Annotated in this window: 18 protein-coding genes; 11 read left to right on the forward strand and 7 right to left on the reverse strand. The window is 47.9% G+C overall.

The features are described 5' to 3' along the window. The first annotated feature begins 112 nt into the window (after positions 1-112). The 4 genes from V7051_RS15205 (at position 113) to V7051_RS15220 (ending at position 7,217) form a co-directional block, all read left to right on the forward strand. Positions 113-388 carry a hypothetical protein gene (locus V7051_RS15205; RefSeq protein ID WP_333876274.1) on the forward strand — a complete coding sequence of 92 codons (276 nt, stop codon included), beginning with the start codon at positions 113-115 and terminating at the stop codon, positions 386-388. Positions 389-607: 219 nt separating this feature from the next. Next, positions 608-4,120, forward strand: coding sequence for a sensor domain-containing protein (locus V7051_RS15210; protein WP_333876276.1), 3,513 nt, complete (start codon positions 608-610; stop codon positions 4,118-4,120). Between the two features lie 104 nt (positions 4,121-4,224). Beyond that, a complete protein-coding gene (locus V7051_RS15215; protein ID WP_333876277.1) occupies positions 4,225-4,440 on the forward strand; it encodes a hypothetical protein in 216 nt (71 codons plus the stop codon). After that, a complete protein-coding gene (locus V7051_RS15220) occupies positions 4,344-7,217 on the forward strand; it encodes a bifunctional diguanylate cyclase/phosphodiesterase (protein ID WP_333876278.1) in 2,874 nt (957 codons plus the stop codon). The genes V7051_RS15215 and V7051_RS15220 overlap by 97 nt, the downstream gene beginning before the upstream one ends. 49 nt (positions 7,218-7,266) lie before the next feature. Here the strand turns inward: V7051_RS15220 and V7051_RS15225 are convergent, their stop codons facing one another. From V7051_RS15225 to V7051_RS15255, 7 genes are all read right to left on the reverse strand, one after another. Continuing rightward, positions 7,267-8,862: a sensor histidine kinase gene (locus V7051_RS15225; RefSeq protein ID WP_333876280.1), complete on the reverse strand. Its 1,596-nt coding sequence runs from the start codon at positions 8,860-8,862 to the stop codon at positions 7,267-7,269. Next, the gene (locus V7051_RS15230; RefSeq protein WP_333876282.1) at positions 8,859-9,380 is read right to left on the reverse strand and encodes a YfiR family protein; all 522 of its coding nucleotides are present in this window, start codon (positions 9,378-9,380) and stop codon (positions 8,859-8,861) included. The genes V7051_RS15225 and V7051_RS15230 overlap by 4 nt, the downstream gene beginning before the upstream one ends. A 52-nt stretch (positions 9,381-9,432) precedes the next feature. Further along, positions 9,433-11,424, reverse strand: a complete 1,992-nt coding sequence (locus V7051_RS15235) for a TonB-dependent receptor plug domain-containing protein (RefSeq protein ID WP_333876284.1) — start codon at positions 11,422-11,424, stop codon at positions 9,433-9,435. 545 nt (positions 11,425-11,969) lie between these two features. Beyond that, entirely contained in the window at positions 11,970-14,438 is a 2,469-nt protein-coding gene (locus V7051_RS15240) for an EAL domain-containing protein (RefSeq protein WP_333876285.1), read from the reverse strand. Between the two features lie 32 nt (positions 14,439-14,470). Beyond that, on the reverse strand, positions 14,471-14,914 hold the full coding sequence (locus tag V7051_RS15245) for a response regulator (RefSeq protein WP_333876287.1): 444 nt from the start codon (positions 14,912-14,914) through the stop codon (positions 14,471-14,473). 152 nt (positions 14,915-15,066) lie between these two features. Further along, positions 15,067-15,672: a TetR/AcrR family transcriptional regulator gene (locus V7051_RS15250; RefSeq protein WP_333876289.1), complete on the reverse strand. Its 606-nt coding sequence runs from the start codon at positions 15,670-15,672 to the stop codon at positions 15,067-15,069. A 22-nt stretch (positions 15,673-15,694) separates the two neighbouring features. Next, positions 15,695-16,612: a LysR family transcriptional regulator gene (locus V7051_RS15255; protein ID WP_333876290.1), complete on the reverse strand. Its 918-nt coding sequence runs from the start codon at positions 16,610-16,612 to the stop codon at positions 15,695-15,697. 188 nt (positions 16,613-16,800) lie between these two features. Between V7051_RS15255 and V7051_RS15260 the strand changes: the two genes are divergently transcribed. The 7 genes from V7051_RS15260 to V7051_RS15290 all read left to right on the forward strand — a co-directional run bounded on the left by V7051_RS15260 (position 16,801) and on the right by V7051_RS15290 (position 22,681). After that, positions 16,801-17,382, forward strand: coding sequence for a beta-class carbonic anhydrase (locus V7051_RS15260; protein WP_333876292.1), 582 nt, complete (start codon positions 16,801-16,803; stop codon positions 17,380-17,382). A gap of 293 nt (positions 17,383-17,675) precedes the next feature. After that, positions 17,676-18,182: an NUDIX hydrolase gene (locus tag V7051_RS15265; protein WP_333876294.1), complete on the forward strand. Its 507-nt coding sequence runs from the start codon at positions 17,676-17,678 to the stop codon at positions 18,180-18,182. Then, a complete protein-coding gene (locus tag V7051_RS15270) occupies positions 18,179-18,943 on the forward strand; it encodes a Nif3-like dinuclear metal center hexameric protein (protein WP_333876296.1) in 765 nt (254 codons plus the stop codon). Before V7051_RS15265 ends, V7051_RS15270 begins: the two co-directional genes overlap by 4 nt. 57 nt (positions 18,944-19,000) lie before the next feature. Beyond that, positions 19,001-20,947: a heavy metal translocating P-type ATPase gene (locus V7051_RS15275; RefSeq protein WP_333876298.1), complete on the forward strand. Its 1,947-nt coding sequence runs from the start codon at positions 19,001-19,003 to the stop codon at positions 20,945-20,947. Positions 20,948-20,960: 13 nt separating this feature from the next. Then, a complete protein-coding gene (locus V7051_RS15280) occupies positions 20,961-21,656 on the forward strand; it encodes a VIT1/CCC1 transporter family protein (protein ID WP_333876300.1) in 696 nt (231 codons plus the stop codon). Between the two features lie 4 nt (positions 21,657-21,660). Then, entirely contained in the window at positions 21,661-21,936 is a 276-nt protein-coding gene (locus V7051_RS15285; RefSeq protein WP_333876301.1) for a GIY-YIG nuclease family protein, read from the forward strand. 97 nt (positions 21,937-22,033) lie between these two features. Further along, positions 22,034-22,681 (forward strand): uracil-DNA glycosylase, encoded by a 648-nt coding sequence (locus V7051_RS15290; protein ID WP_333876303.1) that lies wholly within the window; start codon positions 22,034-22,036, stop codon positions 22,679-22,681. Positions 22,682-22,761: the final 80 nt, after the last annotated feature.

Genomic DNA, 22,761 nt, shown 5'->3' on the forward strand with positions numbered 1-22,761 from the left:
TTTAGAGTCATTTTCCAGTATTTTTGTATTTGCCGGGTAATCACGAAACACAAAAAATGGGTAACGACTATGAGTAAGCTTTAGACTACAATAATAATGAGGAATATATAAAATGAAGTTGTTTGAGCTCGGAAAAATCACTATGACTCCATCGGCGATTTCGATTATAGCTAGCTTTAAGGTGCCGATTGGAGATCTGCTGGACAGGCATGAGAGAGGTGATTACGGGGATGTGTCAGAGGTGGATTGGCGTGAAAATACGCTTGCCTTATTACCTGAATCGGTGGAAAGAATAATGTCGGTCTATAACATTGAAACTGAAAAACTATGGGTTATTACTGACCCGGACAGAAAATTAACAACGTTATTAACAGAGGAAGATTTTTAACGAATTTGTTTTACCTGCATGGGAGCTGTTACCGAGGAGCGCATTTTGCTTATTTTTCATCACCAGATTCCCTGTTCATAGCGGCTGTAAAAGTATTATCCATTTTGGTGGTTAGTACCGTTTAATCTGCGTTTTGGTTTGGCAAGAAAGCATATCAATGGAGTACAAGACGGAATGTTTGCTTGGTTTAATGATTTACTAGCAGGAACTAGCGGTTTTATGCCTCACGGTGCTTGTTATTTATGGCTACCGTCAATCTTGTGGCTGCATATTATTAGTGACAGCATTATTGCACTTGCCTACTTTTCCATTCCGTTTGCCTTATTGTATTTTGTCAAAAAACGCACCGATTTGGCTTATCGCTGGGTGTTTGTGCTGTTCGGCGTTTTTATTTGCTTGTGCGGTACCACTCACTTAATCAGCATCTGGACGATTTGGCATCCCGATTATTGGCTGGATGGCTTAATAAAATTGGCCACGGCACTCGTTTCGATAGTCACTGCCGTGCTGATTTGGCCGCTGATTCCAGAGCTGTTACGGTTGCCTAGCCCCCAGTCGCTGAAAACAAGCGAAACCTATCTACGCGCTATTTTCGATGCCACACCGGATGCCATGCTAATCAGTAATGAGCAAGGCATTATTACCATGGCCAATCAACAGGCCGAGCGCTTGCTGGGTTATCCGATTAACGAACTGCTCGGGCTATCGATTGATATGTTGGTGCCGGAGCGTTTTCGGGCAGTGCATCCGGGACTGCGGAAACAATTTTCCGCTTCGGTAGCTGCTAGGTCGATGGGCGTAGGCCGGTCAGTCATGGTACTACGAAAAGACGGCAGTGAATTGGATGTGGAAATCAACTTGAGTCCGATCCAAACCAACCAAGGCTTATTTTTCGCCAGCGCTTTGCGAGACATTACCGAAAGGAAACAAGCCGAGGCTACGCTACGGGCAAGTGAGGAGCGGTTTCGACGGATGGCCAACAGCACGCCCATTATGGTCTGGATTACCGATGTCGAAGGAGATCCTACTTTTGTCAATCAAGCTTGGCTTGATTTCACAGGCATTGATCCTGTGTATGCACAGACTATGACGCATGAGGGTTGGATGAGTATTATTCATCCGGACGACAGAGAAACCGCTTTCGTGGCGTATTATCAGAATACCAACACTTACGAAGCCATAACTACAGAATACCGCTTACGCAACGCGAACGGTGATTGGTGTTGGGTGTTAGATAAAGGTATGCCGCTTTATGATGAAAGCGGCGTGTTTACCGGTTATATCGGTTCGGCAATCGATATAACCGAACGTAAACAAGTGCAGGAAATATTACAGGACAAAGAGCAGATGTTGTCCGAATCGCAACGTATCGCTCATGTCGGCAGTTGGTCCGTGGAATTGGAGACAGGGTTCGTTAGCTGGTCGGACGAAATGTATCAAATTTATGGCGTTACCCAAGAGACATTCGATCCTTCCACAAGAAGGTATCTCGATCTCATTTATCCTGATGACCGTGCCGCAATGAAAATGTGGCTCAGTAACTGTCGGGCCGGAAAGGAAACGCGGGAACTTGATTTTCGTATCATGCTGCCGGACGGCACCATTCGATTTATCCGCGGCAGCGGCGGATTGCAATATGATGAAATGAACAGACCGCTACGTATGGTAGGCAGTGCGCAGGACATCACCGAACGTAAGCAGGCTGAGCAGGTACTGCATCAAATCAAAGCGATGATCGATATCTCATTGGACGGATTCTGGATCGCTGATTTGATGGGGAATGTAGTGCAAGTGAATGAAGCTTACGCAAAAATAATTGGCTATTCGAGTGATGAACTCGTCAACATGCATATCAGTCAATTGGAGGCGATGGAAGGGCCGGAGCAAGTAAAGAAGCATATTGCAAAAATTGTTGCACAGGGTTATGACCTGTTCGAAACCCGTCACCGACATAAAGATGGACATCACATTGATGTTGAAGTCTCTGTCGCCTTCTTGCCTGAATTTCAGCAGTTCTGTGCTTTTTCGCGCGATATCACCGAGCGCAAACGAATAGAGTTGGATTTACGCATTGCCGCCGCTGCGTTCGAAACCCAGGAAGCAATGGTCATTACGAATATGGCGAGCGTCATTCTACGGATCAACAAAGCCTTTACCGAAACTACCGGCTACACGGAACAGGAGGCTGTGGGGCAGAAAATAAGCATCCTCAAATCCGGTCGTCATGATGCGGCTTTTTATGCATTGATGTGGAAGAGCATTCTGAGCGCCGGCGTGTGGCAGGGAGAAATCTGGGATAGACGCAAGAACGGCGAAATTTATCCGAAGTGGCTGTCTATTACCGCGGTAAAAGGAAATGATGGCGTCGTCACGCATTATGTCGGCACCCATACTGATATCACCGAGCGTAAGGCTGCTGAGGAGCAGATTAAGCAGCTGGCTTTTTTTGACCCGTTGACCCAGCTGCCCAATCGACGACTGTTGCAGGAGCGGCTCAAGCACGGTATTAATGTAGAACGGCGTGACGGCAAGCAATTGGGGCTATTGATGCTTGACCTGGATCGTTTTAAAGCGATTAACGACAGCTTGGGGCATTTGGCTGGCGACGATCTGCTGCAGCAAGTTGCCGAACGTATTACAGCACGATTGCGTGATGTCGACATGGTCGCCCGTTTGGGTGGCGATGAATTTATCGTGCTGTTGGAAGACATCGCACAGCCGGAAGATGCCGCAAGGGTGGCGAAAGAAATTATCGCCGATTTGACCCAACCCTTTTATTTGGCTCAGGGCGGCAACGTCCAGATTGGCGTCAGCATCGGCATTAGTTTATATCCGCAACACGGTGACAATCCCGAGCTACTGATGGATCATGCCGATGCAGCGTTGTATCAAGCTAAAGACGCCGGGCGCGGCTGCTTTGCCTATTTTTCCGAAGACCTGACACTCGCTGCTCGAGAACGCATAGCGTTGGAGACACGTTTGCGTTATGCGATTGAGCAACAAGAACTGCGCGTTTTTTACCAGCCGCAGGTGGATATTGCCAGCGGCCGCATAGTCGGCGCCGAAGCGTTGGTACGCTGGCTGGACCCGGTTGAAGGCTTGATTCCACCGATCCGATTTATCCCGATTGCCGAAGAAACCGGCCTGATTCTTGTGATTGGCGAATGGGTGTTGCGAGAAACCTGTCGACAAGGTCGCCAGTGGTTGGATGAGGGGTTGACGCCGTTAACCTTGGCGGTCAATATGTCCGCTCACCAGTTCCGTCGTAGCGATATTTGTGCTTTGGTAGCTACTGCGTTGAGCGACACCGGTTACCCGCCTGAGCATCTGGAACTGGAAATAACCGAAAGTGGATTAATGGGGAATCAGGATAACGCCACGGCTATTCTTAAGAGTCTCCGCGCTCAAGGCGTTCGTCTGGCTATTGACGATTTTGGCACCGGCTATTCATCTTTAGCTTATCTCAAACACTTTCCGCTGGATGTATTGAAAATCGATAAGAGCTTTATTGATGATATTCCTCATCTACAAGACGATATGGAAATTGCATCCACCATTATTGCGATGGGGCATATTCTGGGCTTTAAAGTCCTGGCTGAAGGCGTGGAAACTATCGAACAGCTGGCATTTTTGCAGGAAAAAGGCTGCGATATGTATCAGGGCTACCTTGAAAGCAGGCCTCTACCGGCGCATGAGTTTAACGAGCTATTACGTGCTCAGCAGTATTTATAGGTTGGCTTAAATGTTTTATTTTTAGTTCAGTCTATCGAAGCTTCAAATGGGCTGCCTAAAGGAGCAGCCCACAAAAAATCGTAGCAAGGAAAAAAATAATAATAATGATAAATTTTCATCAACTTGCCGTGCTGCTAAAGCAACTCGGCGTAGCCGTACTTTATGCGTTGCTCGGTTTGACTGTTCTGGCCTGTTGGTCGGATAACGGCCTCGTCAGCATCATGTGGCTACCTGCTGGATTGGCGCTGTCGGCCTTGTTGATGGGCGGGAACGGTACGCCTTCGCAGTATTCCTCGGTGCTCTCGTTGTTAATGTCATAACAATCAACTCTTTTTGGGTCGCCGTAGCCATTGCTGCCAGCAATACTCTGGAGGCGCTTTTGGGGGCATTGCTGCTGAAGCGTTACGACATTTCTGACCAACCGGCGCTATCTACGCATAACTATCTAAGGTTGCTGATAGCCGGCGGCATTGCCAGTGTTACAGCCGCATTACTTGGAACCGCAATATTAAGTTTTTCAGGGTTCCTGAACGGAGAAGATTTTTTTAACAGTCTGGCTTATTGGTGGATGGGAGATACGCTGGGTATTGCCTTGATGGCTCCGCTGATTTTGGTTTGGCGGCGAGCGCCTGACGGTGGATTTGATTCGAAGCGGTTGGTCGAGTTCATATTACTGATTAGCCTGGCGTTTTTGATCAGTCAGGTGATATTTTTTGACTGGATGCACGATTCGGTAGGCCATATCGCCAAAGGCTACTGGATGTTCCTGATTATAACGTGGGTTGCTGCGTGTCTGGAGGCTCATGGCGTAGTAATCATTCTGGTCATGTCCGCAGGCATGGGGCTTCTTGGCGTACAGAAAGGAATCGGCTACTTTGCACGGGACCTAGCCCAAAGCTATCCTTTGGCGGGGCTTAATATAAGTCTGGTTAATTACTGGTTTTATATAGTGATACTGTCGGTGACCGGCATGACGCTGGCTACCTATTTCGTCGCGCGCAGGCGAGTCGAACAGACGCTGACAGTCAGTGAAGGATATCAACGTGCGATCTTTAATGCCACGCCTGACGCGATGTTGATTAGTGATGCGCATGGCATTATTACCCAGGTCAACCGGCAAGCCGAGTTAATGCTGGGTTATAAGCTTGGCGAGCTGGTTGGTCAGTCGATTGAAGTTTTGGTGCCGGAAAGCTTTCGCTCAAAGCATCCCGAGCTGCACGCCAAATATGTTGGTGCACCGGTTGCCAGGCCGTTAGGGGCAGGGCGGACAGTACAGGCACGACGAAAAGACGGTAGTCATTTTGACGTGGATATCAGCGTAAGCCCGATTAAGACGGAACAAGGCTTGCTTTTTGCCAGCGCATTACGGGATGTCACTTTACGTAAACAAGCGGATGCCCATCTTCGCGTTGCCGCCATTGCCTTCGAGTCGAATGAACCGATGGTTATCACCGATGCGGATAATTTTATTTTACAAGTTAACCGAGCCTTTACTAAATCTACCGGCTACACAAAAGAAGAGGCCGTTGGCCGGAAGATAAATTTACTTAAATCCGGTCGTCATGGCGAGGCTTTTTATGCCGCTATGTGGGAAACCATCAAGCGCACAGGGACATGGCAGGGAGAAGTCTGGGATAGGCGCAAAAATGGCGAGATTTACCCCAAATGGCTGATTATTTCGGTGGTGAAAGGCGATGACGGCGCAGTTACCCATTATGTCGGCACCCATATCGATATCACCGAACGCAAGGCTGCTGAGGAGCAGATCAAACAGCTGGCTTTTTATGATCCATTGACCCGGCTACCTAATCGTCGGCTATTGCAAGAGCGATTAAAACACGGCATTGATGTAGAACGGCGCGATGGCAAGCAGTTGGCATTGCTGATGCTTGACCTGGATCGATTTAAATCGGTGAACGACAGCCTGGGGCATATGGCAGGCGACGAGTTGCTGCAACAAGTTGCTGTACGAATTACGACCCGGCTGCGTGATGTCGACATGGTGGCTCGTCTGGGGGGTGATGAATTTATTGTGTTGTTGGAAGACATCGCACATCCTGAAGATGCCGCACGGGTGGCCGAAAACATTATCAGCGATTTAAGCAAACCTTTCGGTGTGGAGCAGGGCGAGGACATACAGATTGGCGTGAGTATCGGCATTAGTTTATATCCGCAACACGGTGAGAATCCCGAGTTACTGATGGATCATGCCGATGCTGCGTTGTATCAGGCTAAAGACGCCGGGCGCGGTTGTTTTGCCTATTTTTCGGAAGATTTGACGATTGCGGCTCGCGAGCGCATTGCTCTGGAATCGCGTCTGCGAAAAGCGATTGAGCAACAGGATCTACGTGTTTTTTACCAGCCGCAGGTGGATATTGCCAGCGGCCGCATAATCGGCGCTGAAGCATTGGTACGCTGGCTGGACCCGGTTGAAGGCTTGATTCCACCGGTTCGCTTTATCCCGATTGCCGAAGAAACCGGCCTGATTCTTGTGATTGGCGAATGGGTGTTGCGGGAAACCTGTCGACAAGGTCGCCAGTGGTTGGATGCGGGTTTGCCGCCGTTAACGTTGGCGGTTAATGTTTCTCCCCAGCAGTTTCGCCGTAGTGATATCTGCGGCTTGGTTGCTACAGTATTGAAAAATACCGGTTTTCCGTCCAACCAGCTGGAACTGGAAATAACCGAAAGCGGATTGATGGAAAATCAGGGTAACGCGCCTGAGATCCTGAACTGTCTGCGCGCTCAGGGCATTCGTCTGGCCATTGACGATTTTGGTACCGGTTATTCATCTCTGGCGTGTCTTAAACATTTTCCGCTGGATCTGTTAAAAATCGACAAGAGTTTTATTGATGATATTCCTCATCTACAAGACGACATGGAAATTGCATCGACGATTATCGCGATGGGGCATATCCTGGGCTTTAAGGTCTTGGCCGAAGGCGTGGAAACGATCGAGCAGCTGGCGTTTTTGCAGGAAAAAGGCTGTGACATGTATCAGGGCTATATCAAAAGCCGTCCGATACCAGCAGAAGAGTTTGTCGAATTATTGCGTAATCAACAACAGCATGAAATGAGTGAGACTTGGGCCGATTCATAAATAACAAATCTTGTAGCGGTAACTCTCTGTAGGGCGGGAATAAGACTGCTCAAACCTGTCCTGGGTTTGTCGAAGTGGCCTGTAATTCCGGGTTTGCGTCTATTTCTTTAGGTAGTGTAAAGCTGAAAGTGCTGCCATGGCCGACAGTGCTTTCTACTGCAATGGTTCCGCCAAGGCGTTTAATCGCCGATTTGACGTAATTCAATCCCACGCCTTCTCCTTCTACAGAATGATTGCTGCCGCGACGGAACATCTCAAAAACTTTCTTTTGATCCTTTTCCGAAATACCCAAGCCGTTATCTTTAACAAAAAACCTGAAGTAGTTGTCCTGATCCTCAGCCCATATCTCAATCTTGCCGGGACGTTTCGGGTCCAGGTACTTAATCGCATTCGATAATAAATTGGCAAATATCTGGGTCAGCAAATAAGGGTCGGCCTGCACTTGCGGCAAGGCCTGAACCTGAATCTCGGCTTTAGCTCGGTCGCTCTGGTATTTTATTGCCACGATGTCATCGTTCACCAAGCGCTGGGTGTCGACTGCACTGATGTTCAATTCCTGCCGACCCAAGCGGGAAATCTTTAAAATTCCGCCCAGTAACTGATTCATTTTGGCGATACCGCCGGTAATGAAACGTGTGGATGCCGGGATATCCTCGTCTAAGATGTCCAGTAACTCGGTTTTTTTATGCTCGGGCATGAGTTCCATCACGGTATCCAAGTTATGACGCAAGTCTTTCAGGCTTAAGCCCAATTCGTTAACAAAGCCCTGAACATTAATCATCGGCGCACGTAAATCATGAGAAACAATATAAGAAAAATCCTTAAGTTCCTCATTGGACTCACTCAGCTGCTGTACTGTCTCGCTCAGGCTTCGGGTGCGCTGTTCTACCAGTTGTTCCAGTTTCCGGCTGTGCGCATTGAGCATTTCATCCCTGAGTTGAATTTGTTCAAGCATCGCATTAAAGCTTTCGGTTAATTGTCCGACTTCGTCATTGGCATATTTTTTTGCCCGTAATGCATAATTTTCATCATGGCTGATGGCTATTGCAATATTGGCTAAATGCCGTACCGGCCTGGCGAGTATAGTTCCCAGACGATGAGCGGTCAGAAACGCCAACAGGCCGACAACCGGCAACACGCCGGAAAATATTGCCAGCAGTCTGCCCAGCTCTTTGTATAAGCGCAATAAATCCGCCTGCAGATAGAGCCTGCCCAGTATGTCGCCATCCATTTCTACAGGTATGCATAAAATAACCTGCTGCCGGGTAAAAACCGCTCTCCGGCAAAGCTCTTGATTAATATTTTGCTGTGCAAAAACGACTCCGGCCTTTTTATCGGACGTAAATCTCGCAAAGGGGACGCCGGCATTATTGAGATAAAGCTCCGCAGCCAAAAGATCCGGCTGAGTCTCCAGCGCTTGCAATATTTTTTGTGCCGCCAAGTTATCGCCGAATAACATGGCCGGCGCCACTGCAAAAGCGCTGACTCCTGCAATACTGTTTAGCTCATGAGCGATAGCTTCACGGGATGAATAAAACTGGCTCACTACCAGCACGATACTGCAAATAGTCAGGACAATTATTGCCGTTATGGTAATGATGAAGGTCAGCTTGCGTGCAATGGAGTTATTTCGAAAGGAGGTCATGGTGTAGGCCTGTTATTTTCATCGTAAACAACCAGCGTCAAACTGAGCAATCGGGAGCTGATCACTAGCCCGGCTTCTTGAGCGGCAAGCAAATTAATTGCAAAGCGGATCTTCTCGTCTGTTTTTACCAGTCCGATTGCGCCGCCCATCTCGGCAAAGCGATCCATGTCGCTGACGGTTAGAGCATGTTGCTGATGCGCCGACTTCAGCAGTTGCGCTACTTTGTTACGCTCGGAAGCGGCAATAAAGACGATATGACAGTCTTTTAACTCATCTGATTTATTTAACAGTTTTATGACTAATTGCTTTTCTTGAGCAGTACGCCCATCGATAGCTTTCAATGCCGAAAATCCTAACGGAGATTCGCCCAAAATACACAGATTGATAGATTCACTGATTTTGTCTGCCGGCCATTCTACAAATTTGGCAAAGTTATACACGAACGCGGCCTTAACCTCGTCTTCGTGAATTTCCTTGTCATCAGCGCTCGCGCTACCGGCTATCACAGCCGATAGCATAAGCAGCGCCAGAGCGAATCTAAATATCATAAAATGAGTGACTTTATTTGTCTTACCAGGTCACAACCGCTTTGCCGTAAACACTACGCGGTATTTGGCTGGCCACAATATCGTCAGCTATGAACTCAGGATGTCTGCCATCCAGCAGGTTCTGCCCGGCCACACTTAACTCCAAGGCCTTGATCGGCCTCCAGCCCAGCCTCAAATCCAGGCGGGTGTAATTAGGCACTTTGATCATTGGGTTTTGGAAGGTGCTTGTATCTCTAAGGTTATCCACATAGTACACGCTGGTATCGAACTCAATATTGTGCGGCAGGCTCAGTTGTGAGCGTATTGAATACTGATTTTGAGGACTGCTGCCTTCATTTTTTAATGCCAGTCCGGTATCGATATTACTGCTTTTGGTACGCGTATCGACGGTCAGCCAGGTATAGCCGGGCTGCAATCGCCAACTATCGGTCACTTTCCAGTTTGCGTACAATTCGGCGCCATAAGATTCAGCCTCCAAGCCGTTCACCATGACAGACAGGTTTTGCGTCAAGCCCGGAGATTGAACGACTTTAGGGTATGAAGAAAGCAAGTTGTTATAGGTATTGTAAAAAGTTGCAACATCAAAGGAGAGATTTTGAGACATTTGTCCCCGATATCCCCATTCGAATGCAATCACTTCTTCCGATTTAAAGCCCGTATCGCCGACGATAGCTCCTGCTGTTGCATTGGGTAAAAAAGGAGGAATTGCCGGGATTCTGTATAAGTCGATCCTGATGTCCTGGAAACCGCGTGTAGGCGTACGCACGGCGCGCGACGCGCTGGTCCAGGTACTGTGATTTTCATTGAGCTTCCATAATAAGCGGGCATTGGGCTGATATTCAAAACCGGAATAATCGTTATGCTCTACCTTACTGCCTACGGTAAGTCTCAGATCATCGGTAATACTGAATTGATCCTGTAATAAGGCGCTAAATAACTGGGTCGCCCGGCTGGCAGGCGTAAACGATACGCCATTGAAGTCGGTCAGCTCATCGGAGACCAATCGATAATCCAGGCCCCAGGTAACGGCATTGCGCTGTCCGGCTTGAAAATTATGCTGAAACTCGACATCAAAAGTATCGATGAGCTGGTTTAGAGAATAGCCGCGGCGTTCATCAGTTAAATAAAAACTTTGCAGATACCACTCGCCATTTTCGGTTTTATGGGTTAGTTTCGCAGTCGCATTGGCGTTTCTTTGTGACATTGAGCTGTCAACAGGGGTTCTCAAACCGATAGTTTCATCGCCTTCCATTTCTTGAATATCGCCGCTAAACAATAACTCATCTTTTCCGGTAAGCGCATAATCGGCGCGGAAGCCGCCTTGTCCTGCACTCCATTGATCATGCGCGTTCTGGTTTTGGCGGTTAAGATAATCGCTGTTTTGTTTACCTTTGGCATAAACCCGGTATGTGCCTTCTTTTCCCAACTCGCCGCCATAACGGACTGATCCGCCATTCTGGTAATTACCGCCTTGTGCTGAGACCAATCCGCCTTGGGTATTTTTACTGTGTTTAGTGCGGATATTGATTACACCGTTAACCGCATTAGCGCCCCATACCGTACCGCCGGGGCCGCGAATAACTTCGATGCGATCTATGTCCTCTAAAACGACATCCTGCGCACTCCAATAGGTTCCGGAGAATAATGGCGAATAGACCGTACGGCCATCAATCAGCACCAACAGTTTGTTAGAAAACCGGTCATTAAAACCGCGTATGGAAATAGCCCAGTCATGAGCATTTATTTGCGCCACCTGCACACCCGGCGCCATCCGCAACGCGTCAGGAATGCTGGTTGCCCCTGATCGGCGAATGTCTTCCTGGGAAATAACGAAAGCCGCTGCCGCAGTATCCGACATTGCCTGCTCTTTTTTAGCGGCTGAATAAATTTTTACATCCATCAGTTCTTCCAAGCTAAGGTCAGCCACTTCCGCATCGGGAGCTGCTTGAGCTGTCGCTATGCCAAAGCCCGCAGAGATGACAGTTAAAATCAGGGTGTTTTTTATGTTTCTCATCGCACTGTCTTGTAAAAATATTAATAACCGACGCTAAGCACTGTTCTCTAAAACCAGCGAAAAACTGTCTTCGTGAGGCAGCTCTATACCTGTTTCATGCACGCAGAAAGCGCTTTAATGCGATTGCCCGGAATAAAGAGACTCAACTGATGCAGTACTTTTGTGCGTCTATTTTTTCTGATGTTCGAGCACTGTGCGTAATATCAGTTAATTACTGATGTTACGCACGGACGGTAATTCTCCCGTTTGCCGCGCCGAGCACCGGAGCTTTTATCGAGACCAGCCCGTGAGGGGTGCGGCAGGGATGCCGCACGTCAGCAGAGGGGCAGGAGCCCCTTCTGCTGACCCTCGATAAAAGCGAGGAGCGCAGGAAGCAAGCGGCAACCGGGCCGCCTTTTCTTTGGTTACTTTCTTTTGGCGGAGCAAAAGAAAGTAACTCGCCTTCGGGTGCGACAAACCCGATTCAAATAACCGTCGCGCTAGCGACACGTTTAACAATAAACAATGTTAATGCAGTCTAAATTCGAATAACTGCGTAACATCAGTTAATTAAACAAAAAGTCTTTTTGTAGAAGTATTAAAAGATCTTCTGCCGGGATAGGTTGACTACACAAAAAACCCTGCCCAAAGTCGCAGCCCAGACGTTTCAGGTATTCCAGCTGTTCCGCAGTTTCTATGCCTTCGGCAATAATTCGGCAATTCATGCTATGGGCCATCGAAATAATGGCTTCAATCACATTACACCGCCCTTGTTGACCTATTTGGCTGACGAAACTCCGATCAATTTTAATAAAATTAAGCGGCATGCCGGTTATCCGGGATAGCGAAGAAAAGCCGGTTCCAAAATCATCCAGAGAAATTTCGATGCCTGATGCCTGTGCATGGCTTAATATGTCCATCAGTTTAAGGGTGTCGCCCATCAGGGCTGTCTCGGTAATTTCAAGCTTGATTCTGTGCGGTTCAATATCATAGCCGGTTAAAACCTCATACATTTTAGCTAGCCAAGAATCCAATTGACGAAACTGGGTTGGCGACAGATTGATGGCTACCGAGATCTTGTTCAACTCAGCATCATCCCAAGCTTTAATTTGTTTGACGGCCTCGTTGACAACAAACAAACTCAGATCGTGTATAAAGCCGCTTTCTTCGGCAACGGGAATAAAGTCGTCCGGCATGACCATGCCCCATTCAGGATGCAACCAGCGCACCAAAGCCTCTACTGCTGTGATGTGCCCGTCATTCATCCGCCAAATCGGCTGAAAGAACACTTTAAACTCGCCTTTTTGCAAGCTGTCCTTAAAGGCGATTTTAAACTTTTGATGTTTGCCGGCTTCTCGATTCATTTCAGCGGTAAAAAACTCAAAGCCGTTTCTGCCGGTTTCCTTAACCCGGTACATGGCGGCGTCGGCATATCTGATCAGTGTTGCATCGTCCTCGCCGTCCGAAGGAAACATTGCAATACCGATACTGGCAGAAATAGCGGCATCAACACCGGCAGCCAAAGAAAACGGTTTTTCCAATAAATCCAGCATGGATTTGGCAATGTGCTCTATGTCATAGTTATTACTTAAATTATTAAGAATAACGGTAAACTCGTCGCCACCTAAACGGGCCAGTGTATCGCTTTCGCGGACGCATTCATTCAGCCGCTTTGCCACTTGCATAAGCAATCTGTCGCCGGCCTCATGCCCGGCGCTGTCATTAACTTCCTTAAAACGATCAAGGTCTATAAACAATAACGCCAGTTTTGTGTTGTTGCGCTTGGCCGACGCTACCGCTAAATGTAATCGGTCTTGAAACAGCTGGCGATTGGGCAAGTCTGTTAGCGGGTCGTAATTGGCTTGGTAATATATTTTCTCTTCCGCTTGCTTTTTTTCGGTCACGTCGCCAAAAATGGCTATGTGCCGTTTAACTTTGCCGACTTCGTCGTAAACATAGGAAATCGATGCCGATTCCGCGTACATCGCTCCGTTTTTATGCCGGTTCCAAAGCTCGCCTTCCCAATGTCCATGATTATTTAAAGATTGCCATAATGTCGTATAAAAATGGCCATCCTGAAGTCCGGAGCTGAGTATCCGTGGATTTTGCCCTTTAACGTCATCGAAGCTGTACCCTGTAATTTTTATAAATGCCGGATTCACGACTTCGATGCAATTATCGGCATCGGTAATCATAATTCCTTCATTGATAGTATCGAATACCAGTTCCGCCAGACGCTGTTTTTCCATAGCGTGTTTTGATTCGGTAATGTCGATCAAAAATCCGCGCACGACATAAGACTGCTCAGAATCCATCTCTACAACTGAAATAATCTGTCTAAGCCAAAGCGGGCTGCCGTCTTTTTTTAACAGCTGAAATTCAAGCCCTCGTTCTTCCTGAGTATGCGTTTCAGAAGCACAAAATGCGGTGATCTTGGAATAATCATCAGGATGTAAACTGGCTTGCCAAAAACCTTCTGAAGTCCATTCTTTCAAACTATGTCCGGTCAGTTTTTCCGCTTGCGTTGAAACATAGCTGAATCGCCCGGCACTAGGCAGGTATTCCCACGCGACAACATTTGTATGCTCAATTAATGAGCGATAAAATGCCTCGTTTTTGTTTTTCTCCCGTTCAGCCGCTTCTTTTTCTGCGATTAAGCGTTGCTTGAGCAACACCTTGCCCAGCGTCGTAGGCAGTAATTCTAAATAAGCGCCCCCGGAGTCTTTGAGGACAAAATCTTCCGCGCCTTGCTTGATCGCATTGACCATCAACTGCATGTCATCGACGCCTGAAATCATGATGCAGGTCGCCTTGGGTTTGAACGAATGAATAGCAGTCAATACCTCCAGGCCATTCATATCCGGCAGATAAAAGTCGATCAGCACCGCATCAAAATTCTGCTCGTGTAGCAGCATCATAGCTTGGTGACCAATTGATGCGTGTACAACATCATAGCCTTCGCGCTTGAGTTTCAGGCGCACCAACTCTGCAAGACCTAAATCATCTTCTATATATAAAATTTTGGTAGAAGGCATAGTGGACATATTGAAAAAACAGAAAAAGGATGTTATTTAATGGAAGGGACGGCAATAAGCCCTATCATCAGTCCTAATTGGCGCACCACTTCGGAAAAACGATTAAACTCGACAGGTTTGGGGATATAGAGGTTGCATCCAAGACTGTAACATTCGTCTATTTCACGCTGATCGTCGGTGGATGTTAAAATGATGACAGGGACTTCGCGTAACTTATTGTCCTGTTTAAGAATATGTAATAATTCCACGCCGTTCATGACCGGCATGTTGATGTCCAGCAGCAGTAGCGTCGATTGATTTATAGGATGGTCCTGAAAATTACTCTGACCCTTAAGATAGTCCAGGGCTAGCTGGCCGTTTTCAAAGGCCTTGATAGGGTTTTCGAGGCCGCCTCGCCGTAAATTCTTTTCAATTAGTTTCGAATGGCCAGGATCGTCTTCCACAATTATGATGGTTACAAATAGACTTTCAAGCACTTTAATAACCCAAAAAATCGATGATTATAGAGCAAAGAAACTATTCGTAGGATAAATCTTACGACATACTTCCTTGACTGAAAATCACGGCTGTTTAAAGAATGACGTGATCATAAACTTATTTTCTAAGCATAGCGGATAATACCGATTTATTATTTTTGATTTTCAGGAAGTAATGAACTCACCCAGCCACCGATAAAGCTTTTCACCAGCAGGGCGACAGCGTCTTCAGTCTCTTGAATATCAGTTGCATCCAGCTCGCGGGTCAGGGACAAGGTACAAATTCCATGAACGCCGCACCAAAGTGCCTGCGCCGCCTGTTTGCGTTGTTGCACTGAACAAATCGGTGCAAGTTGTGCAAGCTGCGCCTCTAGCCCGCTAAAAAGCTGCTTGATTTTTTGCTGATACCATTCAGGTATTTCGGTATCTCGAACAAAAATCAGACTCCATCTGTTAAAGTTTCGGGCTGCAAAGTCCACATAAGTCTTGGCCTGTTCTGCAATGTATTGTTCAGGAAGGCAATTAGGCACCTGTTGCATCTGTTCGCTAAGGTCATCTACAGTGCCGGCATTGATATGCATGACCAAATCGGCCATGTTGGCAAATACCATATAAATGCTGCCGACTGTATAACCAATGTCCATCGCAATCCTGCGCGCGGTTAACGCCGAATAGCCTTCATTGATAATGATGGTTTCCGCGGCAGCCAACACCATTTCCCTTATCTCGTCCAAACTGTGTTTATTTCGTCGTGCCATATGATGTGTTTTTAGATGAATTTCAGGTTATGGAGTGAGCGTTTATGAGCCTATTGTCCTCTGCAAAGTACTTAATTAAAAACTCTACAAACGTCGCCAACTTGGCGGGTAGAAAGCGTCTTTGTAAGTAAGTGGCGTAAATTTTCAGCGATGGGATACGAAAAGCCGGCAAAATTTCTATTAGCTTACCTTGATCCAAATAATTCATCACCGATAATTCAGGAGCTTGGGTTATGCCCATGCCCAAAGCGGCCGCCTGGCATAGAGCCCTGCCATTGTTTGAGGCAAAGTGCCAGTTCGCCTTGATTTTAATATCCTCGCCACGGTCATTAAACAACCAATAATCTTTATGCGGGGTGTCCATATAATGCAAACAGCGATGTGAGCTTAATGCTGCAATAGTTTGCGGTTCACCGTATTCGGCGATATAGCGGGGAGATGCATAAGTGCATAACCGGGTTTGGGCAATTTTTCTGGCAACCACGCCTAAATCAAGCGTATCCGTCACCAGAATCGATAAATCGAAACTGCCCTCGCTCAAATTAACCTGGCTGTTGTGCAAGGTCATCAAAATCTTAACATCGGGATATTCGCGCTGATAGGCATCAATAGCCGGCACCATATAAAGTCCGCCAAAATCGATCGGCGCGCTGATTTTTAAAGTACCTTTTACCTGTAAACCCAGCTGCGAGGTATATTCCTCCAGTTCCGCAAAATCATCCAGCAGTTGTTTGCTGCGATGATAGTATATTCTTCCGGCTTCCGTCATGCTGAGCTGCCGGGTTGTCCGATTTAATAAAGCAACGCCTAAAGATTCTTCCAACTGAGCCATATATTTGCTGATCATCATCGCCGAGAGATTCATTTCGCGGGCGACCGCTGCAAAAGTGCCTAATTCAACAATCCGGCAAAATACTTGGGTGTTATTTAATTTAGCCATTTTTAATCTTTTATAAACTTTAAGTTTATATTGTATAACCTATATCGCTATTTGAAACCTTGATTTATTGGAGTAGACTTTCAAGTGGAGATAGTAATTTAATTACCGCTTGGTCTTCGTCATTTCCCCTTAGTGACCAGGAACAAGCGGTTTTTTTATGGACCAACAAAAAATAATAAGAGGTATTTATGAGCAAAATTCTTAATGAAGTTTTAGCAGCAAACAAGGATTACGTGAATGATTTCGGTGACAAAGGCGAATTGCCTATGCCTCCTGGAAGACATTTTGCCATTTTGACCTGTATGGATGCCCGATTGGATCCTGCCAAATATGCCGGTTTATCAGAAGGTGACGCCCACGTTATTCGTAATGCAGGCGGCCGCGCCAGTGACGATGCTATCCGTTCTTTAGTTATTTCCTACAAGTTATTGGGAACCCGCGAATGGTTTGTCATTCATCATACCGATTGCGGCATGGAAACATTTAATGACGAGATCATGCGCGGTCTGTTGAGCAGCAGCTTGAAAACTGCTTCCGTCGATGCCGACGGTTGGCATGATTGCTGTGAAGGCCCAGGTTCCGCTGAAGGCAAATACATTGATTGGCTGACCATTAAAGATCAGGAAGAAAGTGTTTTGGAAGATGTAACCCGTATTAAGAATCACCCGCTGGTTCCTTCAGACATTCCTGTTTACGGTTATATCTACGACTGTAAATCAGGCCGGTTAATTGAAGTGCCTGCCGCAACTGCAGTAGGCAGAGCCGGTTAATCACTGTTCAAACAAGCTCACGTCTCAGGACGTGAGCTTCGCTTTATTTCGTACGATGGGTAGAGGCGCTGGCCGAAACCCATCATGCGAACTCGATGCGATAGTTTTCGCGTTGCTCTACCCATCCTACACTGCTACCATCTATCTCCAACGTTATGCGACTATGCTTGCTTAGATTTTGTAAAAGTCTAGAATTCATTTTTGCGTAATTTCTAATATTCACCATGAAGACACGAAGTTTGGGTTAGCTCTTCATGTCTCTCCGCGATGAATAAAATTCTTTAATCCTAATAATGAATAACGAATTACTCTCCGTCGTTGATGAAAACGACCGCGTTATCGATACCTGCGCGCGCCATATTATCCATGCGGCAGGTCTTAGGCACCGTGCCGTACATATTCTGGTTTTTAATGAGCAAGGGCAGTTGTTCCTGCAAAAACGCTCGATGAAAAAAGATCTCAACGGCGGCCTTTGGGACACTTCGGCGGCCGGTCATGTTGATGCCGGTGAGGACTATGACGTGAGCGCCGTCAGGGAGATAGAAGAAGAGCTGGGCATTAGCGCAGCACATATTCTGGAGCCGCTATTTAAATTACCGGCTACGGCCGCTACCGGCATGGAATTTACCCAAGTCTACCGTTGCATTCATAACGGCCCGTTCAATCTGTCGCCTGACGAAATTGACGAAGGCGGTTGGTTCAGCGTCGCTGAAATAACCGGGCGCATCGCGGAGGATGATCAATGCCTGACCGAAACCTTTAAAACCATCTGGCGACAATTTGAGGCGGCAACACTATGATTACCCGTGACCAGCTCAGCGATTATTACCAAGCCCTGCTTCGTCCCGAAACCTACGCCGATTATTGCCCTAACGGCTTGCAAATAGAAGGAGTCGAGCACATTGAACGTATCGCTTTTGCGGTGTCCGCAACCCGCGATTCCATAAGTCAGGCTGTCGAAAACAAGGCTCATGCATTGGTCGTTCATCATGGCCTGTTTTGGACATTTCATGGCGCAAAACCATTAACCGGCACATTCGCCCGGCGAGTTTTTCCTCTGATAACAAGCGGCATCAATCTGTTCGGTTATCATCTGCCGCTGGATGGGCACCCGGACATAGGCAATGCAGCGGTCTTAGGGCAGCTGATAGATTGCAACCAGCAACAACCCTTCGGCGATTACAAAGGTTCGGCGACCGGCATTAAAGGCGTGCTCGAACAGCCGCTGACCGCCATCGCGCTGCAACGACAACTGGAAGCTGTGCTCAAGCATAATGTCATTCTGGCAACGCCCGATAGCAACGCATTAATCAGGTCGGTCGGCATCATTACCGGTGGCGCTAACAGCGAATGGCGCTTGGCCGAAAAAGAACATCTGGACGCCTATATTACCGGCGAAATCAGTGAACACGATTGGCATGAAAGCCAAGAGGCCGGGATACACATGTTTGCCGGCGGCCATAATGCGACCGAGCAGTTCGGCATACGGGCTTTAATGGAAAGAACCCAACAGCAATTTGCGGTGGAGTGCTTTTTTATCGATAGCGAAAATCCAGCGTAGGGCGTGCGGTGCGCGCCTTACACCTATTGAATGTCACTACTTTGCAAGGCTGAAACGATGACCGACAAGCAAGCAACGATTCCCCGCGCAACGTCCGAAAATATCATTGCCGTTTTGAGCCTGCTCGGCATCGGCAGTTATTTGGTGCTGCGCTATGGGCTTGATATTGGGCATCAGGTCTACAGGCTATCGTTGAATGCGGCTTTAAGCTCGGCAGATGCCGAGCTCTATCAGGGGCGGTTCGTTTTCGCTATCGAACTGGTGTCTGTACCCCTGCTTGCGGTGCTGGCGGTGGGCGGCATTCCGCTGGTTTACCAGCTCGGCGTGAAACTGGGGCAGGGCGATTGGGGGGCGGACCTGCTGGCAGGCATTTCGATAGTGACGGCGGTCTTGCTGGACGAATACTTGGCCGGCAGTCTGGTGGTGCTGATGTTGTCCGGCGGCGTGGTGCTGGAATCCTATGCAGTGCGCAAAGCCTCTTCGGTGCTTGAGGCGTTGGCCAAACGGATGCCGTCGGTCGCACATAGACTATCAGGCGATCAACTCACCGACATTACTACGGAACAGGTTAATATCGGCGATACTTTATCGATATTACCGCATGAAATTTGTCCTGTTGACGGCACGGTGCTCGAAGGCTCCGGCACCATGGATGAATCTTATTTGACCGGCGAACCGTATATGATGTCGAAAGTCAGCGGTTCCCAGGTGCTTTCCGGGGCGATTAACGGCGATTCGGCGTTAACAATTCGAGCGGACAAGCTGGCTGTCGACTCCCGCTATGCCAAAATCATGGAGGTGATGAAGTCTTCAGCGCAATATCGCCCAAACATCAGGCGGCTGGGCGATCAACTGGGCGCACTGTACACACCGCTGGCCGTTGTCATTGCGTTGATTGCCTGGGCAATCAGCGGCGATGTGGTTCGTTTTCTGGCCGTGCTGGTTATCGCTACGCCTTGCCCGTTGCTGATCGGCATACCGGTCACCATCATCAGTTCGATTTCGCTGGCCGCGCGGCGGGAAATCATCATTAAGAATCCGGCCATTCTGGAAACCATCGGTACCTGTCGCACGGCGATTTTCGATAAAACAGGCACTCTGACCTATGGACGTCCGTCGCTGACGGCGCTGATTGCAGGCGAGGGGCATAACGAGCAGGACCTGTTAATGCTAATTGCCAGTGTGGAGCGCTATTCCAAACATCCGTTATCTCGCGCCATCATTCACGCGGCGGAAAAATCGGCATTATCTTTATTGAATGTGACCAATATCACCGAGTTGCCGGGAGAGGGACTTAAAGGCAATGTGGCCGGAAAAAAAATCCAGATTATTAGCCGTAAAGAAATTGTCGAGCGACACCCGGATGTCGCCGGGATATTGCCGCCCGTGATAGGCGGTCTGGAATGCGTGGTATTGATCGACGATGCTTACGCCGCGACCCTGCAATTTCGCGATGAGGTACGCACCGATAGTTCATCATTCATCAACCACTTGAAACCCAATCATTTATTCGACAAGGTGATGCTGGTATCCGGCGACAGGGAATCGGAAGTACGCTTTCTGGCTGACCAGGTCGGCATCGAACATGTTTATTTCAGCCAAAGTCCTGAGCAGAAACTGGAGTTGGTATGTGCTGAAACCAAAAAGGCAAAAACCGTGTTTCTGGGCGACGGCATCAATGACGCACCGGCTTTGACGGCCGCGACGATCGGCATAGCCTTCGGTCAAAATAGCGACATTACCGGCGAATCGGCGGATGCAGTGATCATGGACAGTTCGTTGTTAAAAGTTGATGAGTTGTTTCATATCGGACAACGGATGCGTAAAATTGCCCTGCAAAGCGCTGTGGGTGGCATGGTGCTGAGTTTGATAGGTATGGCTGTTGCAGGACTGGGTTATTTGACTCCGGTAGCCGGAGCCATTACTCAGGAAATTATCGATGTGCTCGCGGTATTGAATGCCTTGAGGGCGGCTATTCCGCCGAAAACGCTTTCGGATTTTTAAAAAAGGAGACTCAATGTTACCTCATCATCATGAAATACACCGGACTCATCGCATCGGCTGGCTACGTGCGGCCGTGCTTGGTGCGAACGACGGCATCGTATCCACGGCCAGTTTAATCGTGGGTATTGCCGCCTCCCATGCTGCGCATAACGATATAGTCTTGGCCGGTGTTGCCGGCTTGGTTGCCGGAGCGATGTCGATGGCGGCGGGCGAATACGTATCGGTCAGTTCGCAAGCCGATACCGAGCAGGCCGATTTAAAGCGTGAGCGTAAAGAGCTGGCTGATGATGAACATTACGAGAAAAAAGAGCTGGCATTTATCTATGTGTCGCGTGGACTCGATCCTTTGCTTGCCGATCAGGTCGCACAGCAATTGATGGATCATGATGCGTTAGGCGCGCATGCCCGCGACGAACTGGGCATATCTGAAACGAACACCGCAAAGCCCATACAGGCTGCGTTGACGTCGGCGGTCACTTTTGCCGTCGGCGCGGTGTTGCCTTTATTGATAGTTCTTTTTGCCCCGGAAACCGACTTAATCGTGTTGGTGTCATCGGCATCGTTGTTGTTTTTAACATTGCTGGGCATTTTAGCGGCTTATACCGGCGGATCAGGCATCATTAAAGGCGCTTTCCGTGTCGCTTTTTGGGGCGCACTGGCTATGGGGCTGACGGCAGCTGTTGGTTCCGTTTTCGGAACGGTCGTATAACACTGTGAATTGGCAGGTTTACATCATCCTTTGTACCGATGACTCGCTTTATACCGGCATCACCATTGATGTTGCGAGACGCTTTAATCAGCATGGGGACAAACAGGGCGCTAAATATTTTCGCGGCAGGCAACCAAAGCAACTGGTTTATGTCGAGACCGGGCATGACCGCAGCTCTGCCAGTAAACGGGAGATCGTCATAAAAAAATTGCCTAGACTTGAGAAATTACAATTGCTGGCTTCTGATTGTAATAGGGTAGGTGATTTTTCGTCACTTTGATGCATAGCCATCAAAACAATTCGTCATCCCGGCTGGAATTGCCGGGATCCAAGGCACAGGGATAGAGCTCTGATACAGAAACCAACCTTAACAAGACATGTATCCAAAACAAATATTCGACCAGGATTGCAGGCAATGTAAACGACTGGATGACTTCCTTTGTGAAGTTAAGCAAAAGCATCCAGATTATCATGCGCGCCCGGTTGCGCCTTTTGGCGACAGCTCCGCCCAATTACTGATAGTTGGATTGGCCCCCGGTATGCATGGAGCGAATGCCACAGGCAGGCCGTTTACCGGAGATTATGCGGGATTGTTGCTTTATGAGGCGCTTTACGAGTTCGGCTATAGCAATCAAGTAAAATCCGAGTCATTGACGGACGGTTTGATGCTTAAAAACTGTCGTATTACCAATGCTGTTAAATGCCTGCCGCCGCAAAACAAACCGACCAATGCCGAAATTAACCAATGTAATAATTATTTGGCTGCCGAGTTAAAAACCTTGCCGGAGCAATCGGTCATATTGGCTTTAGGTCTGGTTGCCCATCAGGCGGTATTAAAAGCCTACGGATTGAAACAGAGTAGCGCGAAATTTGCCCATAATGTCCAGCATGCCTTGCCAGATGGCCGTACGCTGGTTGATTCTTATCATAGCAGCCGATACAACGTACAGACCAAACGGCTGACTAAAGAAATGTTTACTGATATTTTTAAGACAATTGAGCTGCAACATTCGAAAATCATTTAGAGGTAATCGAAATTACAAAGCTACCGATTCGGCATTGCTCTATTCAGGGCGGCTTGCTGGATCTCGAGAAACTGTCAATA

Source organism: Methylobacter sp. (assembly GCF_036845245.1).
GTDB lineage: Bacteria > Pseudomonadota > Gammaproteobacteria > Methylococcales > Methylomonadaceae > Methylobacter_A.

What these genes read in the sequence shown, in the direction of transcription:
- V7051_RS15205 (WP_333876274.1), top strand. Translation starts at nt 113, where the DNA reads ATGAAGTTGTTTGAGCTCGGAAAAATCACTATGACTCCATCGGCGATT.
- V7051_RS15210 (WP_333876276.1), top strand. Translation starts at nt 608, where the DNA reads ATGCCTCACGGTGCTTGTTATTTATGGCTACCGTCAATCTTGTGGCTG.
- V7051_RS15215 (WP_333876277.1), top strand. Translation starts at nt 4,225, where the DNA reads ATGATAAATTTTCATCAACTTGCCGTGCTGCTAAAGCAACTCGGCGTA.
- V7051_RS15225 (WP_333876280.1), bottom strand. Translation starts at nt 8,862, where the DNA reads ATGACCTCCTTTCGAAATAACTCCATTGCACGCAAGCTGACCTTCATC.
- V7051_RS15230 (WP_333876282.1), bottom strand. Translation starts at nt 9,380, where the DNA reads ATGCTATCGGCTGTGATAGCCGGTAGCGCGAGCGCTGATGACAAGGAA.
- V7051_RS15235 (WP_333876284.1), bottom strand. Translation starts at nt 11,424, where the DNA reads ATGAGAAACATAAAAAACACCCTGATTTTAACTGTCATCTCTGCGGGC.
- V7051_RS15240 (WP_333876285.1), bottom strand. Translation starts at nt 14,438, where the DNA reads ATGCCTTCTACCAAAATTTTATATATAGAAGATGATTTAGGTCTTGCA.
- V7051_RS15250 (WP_333876289.1), bottom strand. Translation starts at nt 15,672, where the DNA reads ATGGCACGACGAAATAAACACAGTTTGGACGAGATAAGGGAAATGGTG.
- V7051_RS15255 (WP_333876290.1), bottom strand. Translation starts at nt 16,612, where the DNA reads ATGGCTAAATTAAATAACACCCAAGTATTTTGCCGGATTGTTGAATTA.
- V7051_RS15260 (WP_333876292.1), top strand. Translation starts at nt 16,801, where the DNA reads ATGAGCAAAATTCTTAATGAAGTTTTAGCAGCAAACAAGGATTACGTG.
- V7051_RS15265 (WP_333876294.1), top strand. Translation starts at nt 17,676, where the DNA reads ATGAATAACGAATTACTCTCCGTCGTTGATGAAAACGACCGCGTTATC.
- V7051_RS15270 (WP_333876296.1), top strand. Translation starts at nt 18,179, where the DNA reads ATGATTACCCGTGACCAGCTCAGCGATTATTACCAAGCCCTGCTTCGT.
- V7051_RS15275 (WP_333876298.1), top strand. Translation starts at nt 19,001, where the DNA reads ATGACCGACAAGCAAGCAACGATTCCCCGCGCAACGTCCGAAAATATC.
- V7051_RS15280 (WP_333876300.1), top strand. Translation starts at nt 20,961, where the DNA reads ATGTTACCTCATCATCATGAAATACACCGGACTCATCGCATCGGCTGG.
- V7051_RS15290 (WP_333876303.1), top strand. Translation starts at nt 22,034, where the DNA reads ATGTATCCAAAACAAATATTCGACCAGGATTGCAGGCAATGTAAACGA.